The organism is Marinimicrobium sp. LS-A18 (genome assembly GCF_000463525.1).
GTDB classification, from domain to species: domain Bacteria; phylum Pseudomonadota; class Gammaproteobacteria; order Pseudomonadales; family Cellvibrionaceae; genus Marinimicrobium; species Marinimicrobium koreense.
Window position 1 is genome coordinate 104,377 of record NZ_AWEP01000005.1, and the last position, 11,419, is coordinate 115,795.

The 11,419-nt window shown below is 60.1% G+C and carries 10 protein-coding genes and 2 pseudogenes; 4 read left to right on the top strand and 8 right to left on the bottom strand.

Going from position 1 to position 11,419, the window contains the following annotated elements; all coding sequences use genetic code 11:
* The first annotated feature begins 130 nt into the window (after window positions 1-130).
* Together N645_RS0108340 and N645_RS0108345 are read left to right on the top strand one after the other, a co-directional pair.
* Entirely contained in the window at window positions 131-934 is an 804-nt protein-coding gene (locus N645_RS0108340; RefSeq protein WP_024461051.1) for a CDP-alcohol phosphatidyltransferase family protein, read from the top strand.
* The gene (locus N645_RS0108345) at window positions 931-1,929 is read left to right on the top strand and encodes a lysylphosphatidylglycerol synthase transmembrane domain-containing protein (RefSeq protein ID WP_024461052.1); all 999 of its coding nucleotides are present in this window, start codon (window positions 931-933) and stop codon (window positions 1,927-1,929) included. The genes N645_RS0108340 and N645_RS0108345 overlap by 4 nt, the downstream gene beginning before the upstream one ends.
* Here the strand turns inward: N645_RS0108345 and N645_RS0108350 are convergent.
* From N645_RS0108350 to ribA, 4 genes are read right to left on the bottom strand one after another with little or no spacing between them, the layout of a single operon-like run.
* A complete protein-coding gene (locus tag N645_RS0108350; protein ID WP_024461053.1) occupies window positions 1,918-2,298 on the bottom strand; it encodes a 6-carboxytetrahydropterin synthase in 381 nt (126 codons plus the stop codon). The two genes, N645_RS0108345 and N645_RS0108350, sit on opposite strands and share 12 nt — an antisense overlap.
* Window positions 2,299-2,308: 10 nt before the next feature.
* The gene (locus tag N645_RS0108355) at window positions 2,309-3,340 is read right to left on the bottom strand and encodes a zinc-binding alcohol dehydrogenase (RefSeq protein WP_024461054.1); all 1,032 of its coding nucleotides are present in this window, start codon (window positions 3,338-3,340) and stop codon (window positions 2,309-2,311) included.
* A complete protein-coding gene (locus N645_RS16795) occupies window positions 3,340-4,131 on the bottom strand; it encodes a RibD family protein (RefSeq protein ID WP_024461055.1) in 792 nt (263 codons plus the stop codon). The genes N645_RS0108355 and N645_RS16795 overlap by 1 nt, the downstream gene beginning before the upstream one ends.
* A 4-nt stretch (window positions 4,132-4,135) precedes the next feature.
* Window positions 4,136-4,729 (bottom strand): GTP cyclohydrolase II, encoded by a 594-nt coding sequence (ribA, locus tag N645_RS0108365; protein WP_024461056.1) that lies wholly within the window; start codon window positions 4,727-4,729, stop codon window positions 4,136-4,138.
* Between the two features lie 146 nt (window positions 4,730-4,875).
* Here ribA and N645_RS0108370 point away from each other — a divergent pair, with 146 nt between their 5' ends.
* On the top strand, window positions 4,876-5,928 hold the full coding sequence (locus N645_RS0108370; protein ID WP_024461057.1) for a glycosyltransferase family 4 protein: 1,053 nt from the start codon (window positions 4,876-4,878) through the stop codon (window positions 5,926-5,928).
* On the top strand, window positions 5,925-6,716 hold the full coding sequence (locus tag N645_RS0108375; RefSeq protein ID WP_024461058.1) for a class I SAM-dependent methyltransferase: 792 nt from the start codon (window positions 5,925-5,927) through the stop codon (window positions 6,714-6,716). The genes N645_RS0108370 and N645_RS0108375 overlap by 4 nt, the downstream gene beginning before the upstream one ends.
* Window positions 6,717-6,720: 4 nt before the next feature.
* Here the strand turns inward: N645_RS0108375 and N645_RS0108380 are convergent, their stop codons facing one another.
* The 4 genes and pseudogenes from N645_RS0108380 to N645_RS18530 form a co-directional block, all read right to left on the bottom strand.
* Entirely contained in the window at window positions 6,721-7,470 is a 750-nt protein-coding gene (locus tag N645_RS0108380) for an FkbM family methyltransferase (protein ID WP_024461059.1), read from the bottom strand.
* Window positions 7,470-9,080, bottom strand: a complete 1,611-nt coding sequence (locus N645_RS16800) for a hypothetical protein (RefSeq protein ID WP_051174375.1) — start codon at window positions 9,078-9,080, stop codon at window positions 7,470-7,472. The genes N645_RS0108380 and N645_RS16800 overlap by 1 nt, the downstream gene beginning before the upstream one ends.
* A 175-nt stretch (window positions 9,081-9,255) precedes the next feature.
* Window positions 9,256-10,581: pseudogene (locus N645_RS0108390) on the bottom strand (endo-1,4-beta-xylanase); the annotation flags it as partial.
* 21 nt (window positions 10,582-10,602) lie between these two features.
* Window positions 10,603-10,953: pseudogene (locus tag N645_RS18530) on the bottom strand (cellulose binding domain-containing protein); the annotation flags it as partial.
* Window positions 10,954-11,419: the final 466 nt, after the last annotated feature.

Consider the following 11,419-nt stretch of genomic DNA (forward strand, 5'->3'; position numbering starts at 1 on the left):
GGTACGGGTGCCTCACCCATCCAGATCAACGTCACTGGTCCTGAACTGGATTCAGCACGTATACTCGCCAGCGTGTGTCGGTCGCGACACCCTGCCCCTTTTTTCTGCGCTGACGGTACCCGATGTTTTTATGACGGAATCAACCGATCCCCACTCCACGCCAGAGCTTTTGCCGCCGTCACTGACGCGCGACGCTCGTCGCTGGTTATTGGCCGGTGGGTTGCTGTTGATGGCGGGCGCACTGGTACTGGCCGGGGTGACCGGTACCGCCGAGGCCTTGCGCTGGTTTGCCGTCGTTGTCGTTGTGTGGAGCCTGGTAGGGTGGCAATGCTATCGGCGCCTGCACCTCAATCGAGGAGCGATGGATGTCCCCCTGTTTAACCGGTTGGGTGCCGGCAACCACACCACGCTGGCCCGCGGTTTGCTGATTGCCGCCACCGCGGGTTTTGTGGTGCTGCCCTCGGACAGCCTTCCCACCGTTGGCTGGTACCTGCCCGCGCTGTTCTATACCGCCGCCGCCCTCGGCGATGGTCTCGACGGCTACCTGGCACGTCGCCAAGATCACACCACCCGCCTGGGCGCCGAACTGGACACCGAGCTCGATGCCCTGGGGCTGGTCGTCGCGCCCATATTGGCGGTGATGCACGGCAAGCTGCACGCGAGCTATCTGTTGGTGAGCCTGGCTTATTACCTGTTTCAATGGGGCATTTACTGGCGCCGTCAACGCGAACGCCCCGTATACCCGCTACCGCCGAGCCGTATGCGTCGCTACCTGGCGGGGCTGCAGATGGCGCTGGTGGCGATCGTGCTCTGGCCTCCTGTCCCGCCGTTTCCGAGCCAGGTGGCCGGTGCCGTGGTCATGACGCCGTTGCTGATCGGCTTTATCCGGGACTGGCTGCATGTCAGTGGTCGGCTTGGAGAGCACACATCATGATGCGCCGCTACGGACTTACGTTGTTGCTCTGGTTTCTGGCGCTGGGACTGGCCGGCTGGACACTGTCCAAGCTGCCGTTGAACGCCATTGCGACCCAGGTCGGTGCGCTGGGGGCGGAGGATTGGTCGGTCTGGATGCTGCTCAACGTGGCCATTCTGTCGATTGCCGTCAAACGCTGGCAAGTGTTGGGACAGGCGTTGCGCACACCCTTGTCGTTTGCGCTCTTGTTTCGTCTGCGCCAGGCAGGCAGCGCGGTCAGTTTTTTAACGCCCGGCCCCCACTTTGGCGGCGAACCCCTGCAGCTGTATTGGCTGAACCGGGACGCCGCCACTCCCATGCACCGAGCAATAGCGATGCTGGGAATGGACCGCTTCATGGAAACCGCGACCAATATCGCCGTGCTTTTGGGGGGTGTGCTGATCCTGCTGGGCACGGCACTGGTGCCAACCCGGGAATGGTTGCAGGTGTTGGCCATTCTGGGCGGTGTGCTCGCACTCATGCTGGTATCGGTCGCGGTGGTACTGCGCCACCCGGACTGGTTGGCACAGCGTTTTCAGCCGCTTACCCGTCGCTGGCAAACCGATCGTAATCAGGGCGCCTGGCAAGCACTGGTTAGGCTGTTGCGCGAGGCGATGGCACAACACAAATCCCGGCTGTGGTGGGCGCTGCTGCTGTCGCTGTTGGGCTGGGCAGCGCTGTTGCTTGAGTTGGTGATGCTGCTACGCCTGCTCGGCGTGTCGCCCTCGCTCATGGATGTGGTACTGATCATGGTGAGCATGCGCCTGGCCATGCTGCTGCCGGTACCCGGCGGAATAGGCACCATTGAAGCGTCCCTGCTGTGGTCTTTTCAACTGCTCGGAATTCCCATCAGTGTCGCCGTGGGCCTGATTGCCCTGATACGGCTGCGCGACGCCACCGTGCTGCTGATTGGTCTGGCGTGCCTCTGGAGCTTTCAGCGGCCCGGGCTGACCGCCGAGCGGGTATCAGCCGAATGAGCGGCGATAGGCCGCCCAGCAACGGTCGTTTTCCCACAACTTTACGGTCATGGCGCCCGTGCCCGGGGGCGTGATTCCCGCGAGCAGTTTCTCGGTCAGAATGCGGCTGAAGTGCTCGATGCTCGGATTGAGCCCTTCAAACTCTGGCTTGTCATTGAGCATGCTGTCCCGAAAGTAGCTCACCACGTCGTTCAGCGCGGCTTCGATCTCAACGATATCGACCAGATAGCCATGCTGATTGAGCTCCTCGCTTTCAATGCGCACCTCCAACACATAGTGATGCGCGTGAGGGTTGTTTTCATCGCCCCAATCGCCACCGATCAGGTAGTGATTGGCAATAAAGTCCTGGGTGACGGCAACGGTATACATAGGCGTCCTGTTACTCCGGATAGTGAAACAGTGTCTGCACCACGCCATCGGTCGCGTCGTGCAATTGTTGATATAGAGTGCCCGCTTCCTGCAGCGGTACGGTGTGCGTGATCAACCGGGTGGGGTCGACGCGTCGGATCATTTCCCAGGCCACATCAAACCGGCGCTGCTTGTCCCAGCGTCCAGTCAGCGACGGCGCGAGGGTGCTGACCTGACTGGTGATCATTTGCAGGCGGTTGCGATGCGCCTCGCCGCCCAACTCCACCGACACCGGCTTGGTGCCATACCAGCTCCCGATCACGATGCGGCTGGCATAGCCGCTCAAGGCAATTGCAAGGTTCAGTGCGTCGGGGTGTCCGCTGATTTCATAAATCAGATCCGCGTCCTTCAATGCGGCATTCCCAACAGGTGTAGAATTCAATTGCTCGGGCGTCACCACACTCTGCACACCCAACTGCTCGGCCAGTTTCTGCCGGGTCGGCTGACCTTCCACCGCGGCGAGTGACGCCAGAGGGTGCTGTGCGAGCAGCGACGATACCAACAGGCCCACGACGCCCTGCCCCACCACGACAACCTTCTCTCCAATCATCGGCTGGCCATCCTGAATCAGGTTGACGGCCGTTTCCATGTTGGGGAGAAATACCGCTGCCTGCAGACTCACATCGTCGGGAATGGCGATCAGTTGCTCGGGTTGAGCGACAAAGTGGCTGACATGGGGCTGAAAAGAAAACACTCGCTGACCCAGCCAGTTCGCATCCACACCTTCGCCCAGGTGAGTGACTTCACCCACGCAGGCATACCCGTACTGGAGCGGGTACTGGGATGAGGGCTGAAGTGATTCCAGGGTGCTGTCGAGGGCCATATCACCGGGCAACTGGCCTCGATAGAGCAACAATTCGGTACCGGCGCTTACCGCGGAATAATGTGTTCTGACCAGGACGGTTCCGGGCGAGGGAACAGCCAGCGCCTGCTTCCGCACTTCGACCTGAAAGGGTGCGGTAAACCAGAGCTGAGATGCGGATCCATCAGGGGCTGCCGCCATCAGGTCGCTCCGTTGAGGATCTTGGCAACAGAGCAGGCGTCGACCGTTTGTTCTGAAGCCTGAGCCTGGTTCACTTGATCGGCGTAATCCAGGCGACCCCAGACAACCAACTCATCATCCAACTGGTGGCTATGCAACGCCACGATGCGCGGCAATCCTCTATCGCCCTCTTTCGACGAACCAATGGCATTGTAGCCGCCGATAAAAACGGGCGCCACGGTGAGCACAACGGCGTCGGCCAACCCTTCACGTAAAAAGGCGGTGATCACCGAAGCGCCGCCTTCCACCATCAGCGTGTTGATGCCCCGTTGATAAAGCAACTGAAGCGCTTCGTGCAGATTGACATGGCCCTCTTCATCGCCGGGTACCACGATGGGTTCGCAGTCGTGGCGATTGTCGGCCGAGGCGACCGTGGTCAGCACCCAACAGCCGTGATCGCCGCGTTGGCATAAGCGGCTGGAAGGTGGCATACGCAGATGGCTATCCAACACAATGGGCTGCGGATCGCGGCCACTCCACTTGCGCACATTAAGCCTCGGGTCATCCGCCAGCACCGTGCCGATGCCCACTAAAATACCGTCGTGCAAACTGCGCAACTGATGCGTCATGCGCAGGCTCTCATCACCGCTTAGCGCCATGGGTGTACCCGGGTCGGACGCAATGCTTCCGTCCCAACTCTGGGCATAGGTCAGGGTGACATGAGGCCGCCGCGCCTTGGCGTTATTCGACGCTTGGTGAAAGTGGCGCTGTTCACTCACCAGCCACTGTTCAAGGTCTTGGTTGAAGGTCATAGGCTCACTGATTGCTGGCCGACTTGAGCGGCAGTAAATGGTCCATACGCTGGGCCTTGGTTAACAGGTAGTGGGCGTTATCCGTGTTGGCATCCACCGCCAGCGACACCCGCTCGGTGACACGAATACCCGCCGCTTCCAGCGCACGAATTTTGGCCGGGTTGTTGGTCATCAGCCGCACCGAGTTGACTCCCAGGTCCTCCAGCATCAATGCGGCCAGGGTGTAGTCCCGCTGATCGGCTTCATGGCCCAACATCAGGTTGGCGTCAACCGTATCGAAACCCTGGTCCTGCAAATTGTAAGCACGCAGTTTGTCCAACAAGCCGATGCCGCGCCCCTCCTGGCGCATGTACAGAACCACGCCTTCTCCCGCCTTGGCCACCATGGCCATGGATCGGTCGAGCTGTTCACCGCAGTCGCAGCGCCGCGAACCCATCACATCGCCGGTGAAACATTCGGAGTGAACCCGCACCAAAACCGAATCCGAATCGGCGATATCGCCTTTGTAGAACGCGAGATGCTCTTTATCGTCGTGCGTGTTGGCGTAATAGCACAACTGGAAGTCCCCGTATTGCGTGGGAATGCGGGTACAGGTCATACGAGACACTTCTGGTCTGGACATTACGCCCTCGGAATGCTGTTATGACAAATTGATGGTAGGCCCGGTCACGCCCAATCGCAAGCTCGACCCAAGCCGATTATTCACTTACTACGCCCCCCTGCCGGGAACGGATCAAATCAACCGTGAACATTCAGACGCTTTACTTCATCTATCCCGGAACGCTCGATACCTTGACCGGCGGCTATCAGTACGATCGACGCCTGATCCGGGAGCTGCGGCGCAACGGCATCGCCGTTGAAACCATCGGGCTGTCGGCCCAATTCCCTTACCCCGATGATCACGCACGCCAGGAGGCCCGCCAGGCACTGACTGCGCTGCCAGACGGCGCGGTGGTGATGGTCGATGGGCTGGCGTTCGGTGCGCTCGACGACCTCGCGGTGGCCGAGCAACACCGCCTGCGACTCATCGCCCTGTGCCACCATCCTCTGGCGCTGGAGTCGGGATTGGACGAGGCGCAGCGTCAACGCTTTCACCGCTCGGAGCAGCGAGCACTGAATGCGGCGCGCGCGGTACTGGTGACAAGCCCCACCACCCGGCAGACGCTGATCGAGCAATTTGGGCTGCCCGCCGAGCGGGTAACGGTGGCACTGCCGGGTACCGACCCGACGCCGTTCGCACCTTGCGAAGGCACCCCTGCGCAGTTGCTCACGGTTGCGACGCTCACCCGCCGCAAAGGCCACGACATACTGATTGACGCACTGGCCCAGCTCACCGACCTGCCCTGGCAGGCACGCTTTGTGGGCGGCGGAGAGTTCGATCCCGACTGGAGCGAGTTATTACGCCAGCAAATGAACCGGCAGCAATTACAGCAACGTATTGCGTTCGTAGGGGCGTTGAGCGAACTGGAGCCGGAATTCTGTAACGCGGATCTTTTCGTACTGCCTTCGCGCTACGAAGGCTACGGCATGGTGTTTGCCGAAGCGCTCGCGGCCGGGCTGCCGGTGGTGGCCGCGCGAGCGGGCGCCGTGCCCGATGTGGTGCCGGACACCGCCGGCGTGCTGGTTCCGCCCGACGATGTCAACGCGCTGGCCGAGACGCTGCGTGAATTACTGGTCAACGAAAGCCGGCGCAGGCAACTGCAGGCCGGCGCCCGCCGTGCGGCCAAATCCCTGCCCACCTGGGCGGACACCGGAGACCTTGTTGCTCGCCTGATTGAGGACACACAACTGTCATGAGTGGTTTCAGTATCGATTGGCTCAACCGGCGCGAAGACGCCGACCGCCGCGCCCGGGACCCCGGCCAGCGGGCACAGGCGCTCGCCTGGCTGCGTGAACAGACGCCGCTTGCGGTGGATCTCGGGGCCGGCACAGGATCGACGTTGCGCGCCCTGGACGACTCAGGCGAATTCAACTGGCGACTCGTGGATCTCGACGAGGCGCTGCTGGAAGAAGCACAAGGACGTCACGCGCGCAGTCATTCACTGGAGACGTGCATCACGAACCTTTCCAGCGTGGATAGCCTGCCTCTGGCCGGCGCCGGACTGATCACGGCGTCGGCCCTGTTCGACCTGGTATCCGCTGACTTCGTTCACCAGTTGGCCGAACGGCTGAAACTTGAAAACGAGCACCGTCCGGTCGGGCTGTATAGCGCACTGAACTACGACGGCACGACCCGGTGGACGCCCGCTCACCCGCTGGATGATGTAGTGCTTGATGCGTTCAATCGGGACCAGCGTCGCGATAAGGGCTTTGGCCCGGCACTGGGGCCGACGTCGGGCCATGTCATTCAGGATGTGTTTACTTTGCAGGGCTTTCAAACCCACGCGGCCGACAGCCCATGGGAGTTGGACGGTGCGGATCAGCCCCTGGTGTCGGACCTGATTTCCGGTATCGCCAGCGCCGTGGCGGACAGCGCGGGGTTGGATACCGAAGCACTGGCCGAGTGGGTACGCTTTCGCCAGTCCCGAGCGGCGACCGGCACCTGCACCGTCGGTCACACGGACGTTCTGGTGCTCCCCGCCTGACCGCTTACCCGGCCAATTGCCGAGCATAGACATCACCGCTGCCCTCACGGGACGTCCGCAGCTCGTTCGCCATCGCCTCCGGCGTCAGCCAGCGCTCAAAACGCAGGCGATGGCTCTCCCCCGGCGCCAGGTTGTACTCATAGCATCCCAGGGTTTCCAGACGTTCGATGCAGCTCACAGCGGCTTCAATGGCAGCGGGAATGTACTCAAACGACAGCGCCGCCAGGGGGCGAGACAACCCCTGTAGCACCGACAATTCAAAGCCTTCAACGTCAATCTTGCAAAACTGCGGCTCACCGTGCTCGGCGATCAGGGCATCAAGCGTAGTGACCGGAACGGTAACCTGCCGGTCCCAGTGGACCGACTGGAACGACGGATCCCGCTTTACCTGGGCGATCCAGTCTTCGGATAGCGTGGTGACCGTCGGTGTGCGGCTGCTGATGTGCAGTGTGGCCTGCCCCGGCTCGGCGCCAATGGCCTGCTCCAACAGGGTGACCGCCGAGTCCTTCCCGTAGCGGTGCTTCAAGGTCTGCATCAACAGCGGCTGCGGCTCCACCGCCACGACACTTGCGCCCAGTGAGCGCCAGGCTCGCACACGATTGCCCACGTGAGCGCCGATTTCAAAACACAGATCACCGGGCCGAATGAACTGGCCGTAACAGCGTCGCATCCGGGCCTGCCGCCCGGGGATACCGTAGTACATCAACAGCGATCGCCACAGCCCCAAACGTTCTCGCCATTCAACACCGGTCATCACTCCACTCCCTCATGGTTTTCGGAAAATGCCTCGACAAAGCGATCTCGCAGACGGTCCATACGCCATACTGGTGCATCCGCATTGGGAAGCAGGCCCGGCTGCCACTGCCAGTGCGCTATGGCCTTTATCACCGTTGGATCACGGGCAATCAGGTGTACCGGAACCTGTCTGTCGTCAGGGTCTCCGGACACCATGGGCGCCGCTGGATGATCGCCCAGTACCAGCAATACAAGATCGTCATGGCCGTATTCCCGCACGTACGACACCAGTACATCCAGCATGTATTCAATGGAACGCCTATAGTGATCGCGAATCGAGTCCACTTCGCTCCACACCTGCTCCGGGCTGGGACCGGAGCGTGCCTGCGGATTGAAGATCCGCCCGTCACCGACCTGCCCCCAGGGCACCAGTTCCGCCACCGGCGTCCAGGGCGCGTGGGAGGAAATCAGTGCGAGTTCCGCCATGACCGGCGACCTTTTCTCGCCCTCTAGTTCGCGCCGATGAAGCGCGGACCAGACGTACTGATCGGGCATGGTGACCCAGTTGAACGGCTCGCCACGGTAGCCAAAATTGTTTGCGTGATAGATCTGGTCGTAACCGTAGTAGTCACCTTCAGGCCAGGCCATGCTGATGGCCGGCATGGCCGCAACGGTGCGCCAGCCGGCCCGACGAAACAGTCGGTTGAGTGTGGGCCGACCACTGACCATCAGACTTTTATAACGGGTTTCACTGTCGATCCAGGCACCGGATAGCAGCGAGGCGTGGGACAGCCAGCTCAGCCCGCCCACGGTCGGGGCCGTCAGAAAAGCACTGCGCATCTGCATTCCCTCAGCCGTGAGGGCACGTTCGGCCGACGCCAGTTTTGCGGTAATCGACGGCGCGAAAGGCTCTCGCTCAAGCAGAGCGCGACCGTAAGATTCGGCAAATACGATCAATACATCCTTACCTTGCAGACTTGCGAAAAGTGAGTGACCCGGACGGCTGGCCAGTGGATCATCGCCGACCGTTTGAGCAAACGCGCGAATATCCCAAATACTCTCGACGGTATCCTTCCCATGCAGCACCAACTGATCCCAGGCAAAAGCCTGGGCCCGAGACCACCCCGCGCTTTTGGCGCCCACCCAAATCAGCAGTAGCGCCAGTAACACGCTACCCGCGACGGGCCGGGAGGCCCACAGAACCGCCTGAATGCGCCCCAGCAACAGGAACGCCGCAGCGCACAATAGCGCACTGGCCAACAGCATTGCCAAACCAATCGCCGGCGATGCAAACGGGCCCAGCACACCGTTCAACAGCCGACTGCCATCGGCCAGCAAATGCAGATCAAACAGAAGATTAAACCGGCGGGCAAAAATTTCGTGGGTCACCAGGTCGGCGCCACGCAACAGAATGGCGAGCCCCAGCAGTAGCGCCAACACTCCCTTGAAAGCCCGGCCGGCGCGTCCCGGCAACAGAAGCACCAAGCCGATGACCATGAACTCCAGGGGCAACAGGACAAAAGCCGAGGGCGATATCCAGTCAAAACGATTGGGTAGTGCCAGAGCGATGAACAGCCCAAGGAAGGCAAGAGCGGACATCAGATGTTGGCCCGCGTGGCGATAGCCCATAAGCGTTATCCAGAATATAAAGGTGCTTTCTGGTACGCAGTGTATCAGCCGGCGGATTAGAGACGTGTCAGTTTTTAACGAAGAGAGACAAGTTGTGAGGCAGGGGATCTGAGGATTCGTGGGTCCTCGTCAAGACACGAGAGAAATCCTTTTCTCTCGACAACCTGGGTACAGCTTAGCGGTTCAGGTACTCCATCAACCACTGCATGGCCGGGCGCTGTTGACCACTACTGGTCATCAGGCCGGTGCCTTCGCGCCAGGTGGCGCCCACGATATAACCCCACAGGGTAATACCAACCACATTGGGATGGTTGTAAAAGATCGGGAAGTGCGTCTGCATATACTCGAGCTGCAACTGGTCGTTGGACTCCTGAATGTCGTACTCGGAGATGTACAGTGGCAGACCGAGTTCAGAAATCTGATCCAGTTTGGCTTCAATTTCCGGACCGGTCCAGACGCGCGGGTTGTACAGGCCGTGGGCTTGCAGACCCAGCGCATCCACATAACCGGAGTTCACGGCCGGGCGGATCATATCGATGATCGCGTCGGTGTCCCAGGTCATGAAGTTGAAGTCGTTATAGATCAGAACCGCGTTCGGGCAGTGCTCACGGGCAAGGCGGAACGATTCGGTGATCCAGTCGCTGCCAAAGGCGCTCTCGGCGTAGTTGGCCGGTGCGTGCGAGGGCAGTGCTTCGTTCACCACGTCGATCATTTCGGTATCGGGGTAGCGATCACAGTAGTCGCTGATCCACTCTTCGATTTCCGCGCGTTGTTCCGCCGGGCTCAGGCTATCAATCCAGCCGGGACGCTGACTGCCCCACACCAGTACGTGAGCTTTGACCGGAATGCCATTGGCGCGAGCAAAGTCATAGATGGCATCGAGCGGACCCCAGTTGTACTGATCGCGCGTGCCTTCGACCGAGCCCCACTTGCCTTCGTTTTCCGGGGTGATCTGATCCCAGTACTGCATGAAGTCGGAGCGGACCTGGCCGTTGGTGGTGATGTTGCCCACGTGGAAGGGCGGGAAGTCCGGGTTGCCGGGATTCGGGTCGCTGCTTGAGCTGGAAGAGCTGCTGGAACTGGAGGACGAGCTGCTGCCATCAAACGGATTGCCGAAACCGATGGAGCCGTTGCAGTGCAGCATTTCCGAATAGGAGCCCGCACCACATTCTCCGTCCCAGGCGCCGGTGTTGTCCTGTTGGTCTTCCGCCTGGTAGGTGACGCCGTTGACGATCACGTAATCCACCTGCACGTCACGATCACCTTCATCATTGGTAAAGGCCACGCGAAGCTCACCGGTGGCGTTGGTGCTCACGGTGTAATCGAGCATGCCGACACTCAACGTCCAGGTTTCGATCGTCTGGCCACCAATTTCGAGGCTGACGCTTTCGTCGCCGGTTACGCCACTCATGCGCACGGTCACGCTGTTGTCACCGCCGGCATCGGAGCTGCTGGAACTGCTTGAACTACTGGAGCTGTCGGAGCTGGAGCTGCTGCTCGATCCATCGCCCCCTGCCACATCAAGGGAGGCCAACTCCGCAATGCTGCCACCGTTGGCGCAGAAGCCGAAGCCGGTGCTGTTACCCGCCTGAATGGTGGCGTTATGAGCAGCGGGAGTCACTGAGGTTCCGCTCAGGTTGCCGTTCCAGAGGTTGTTGATGCTACTGCCATTAAGATCCAGGCCGACGGTCCAGTCCGTGATGGCACTACCGCCATTATTGTCGATGGTGACGCTGGCACAGTAGCCAGAGCCCCACTGGTTATCGACATTCAAGGTGGCCTCGGCGGAGCCGGAGGTTATGGCCTGCGCCGCCTGGGCGGATACAAATAACGCCGCCCCCAACATCAGTTTTCTGTGTAGTAAGTGGGTCATTTTCGAACTCCTGTTTCAAGTCATTATTGGCATGTGGAGTGTTGCAAATGAATGCAAGAAAACGCCTGCTCACCGACGGAGGTTCGACTCAATAACAACTTAAGTGAATAGCGCTGATTGTTGATTATTAGAACGGGTTATCAAGCGCTATTGGGTACCGCCGATCCGTAGGCGTCTTCTGGAGTTAACTACCGCACCTACATATTGTCAAATTGAACTTAAGGGGTTGGCGCCTGATCCTTTTATTGTTTCTCCGGTTTGTGCCACGCATCACGAAATCTGCCAATTTCCCCGTTCGCACTGCCCAATAAGTCACAGTCAAGGCTATTGACATACTTGTATACATGTCTTACTTTAAGACTTAGAGATCGGATGACTATAAGTTGACCGGTCTTACTTCGCCCTCCCACTTCTCGGGCGAAATGAATAATGCGCCAATTTTCATAACGATAAGCCAGCTTGGAGA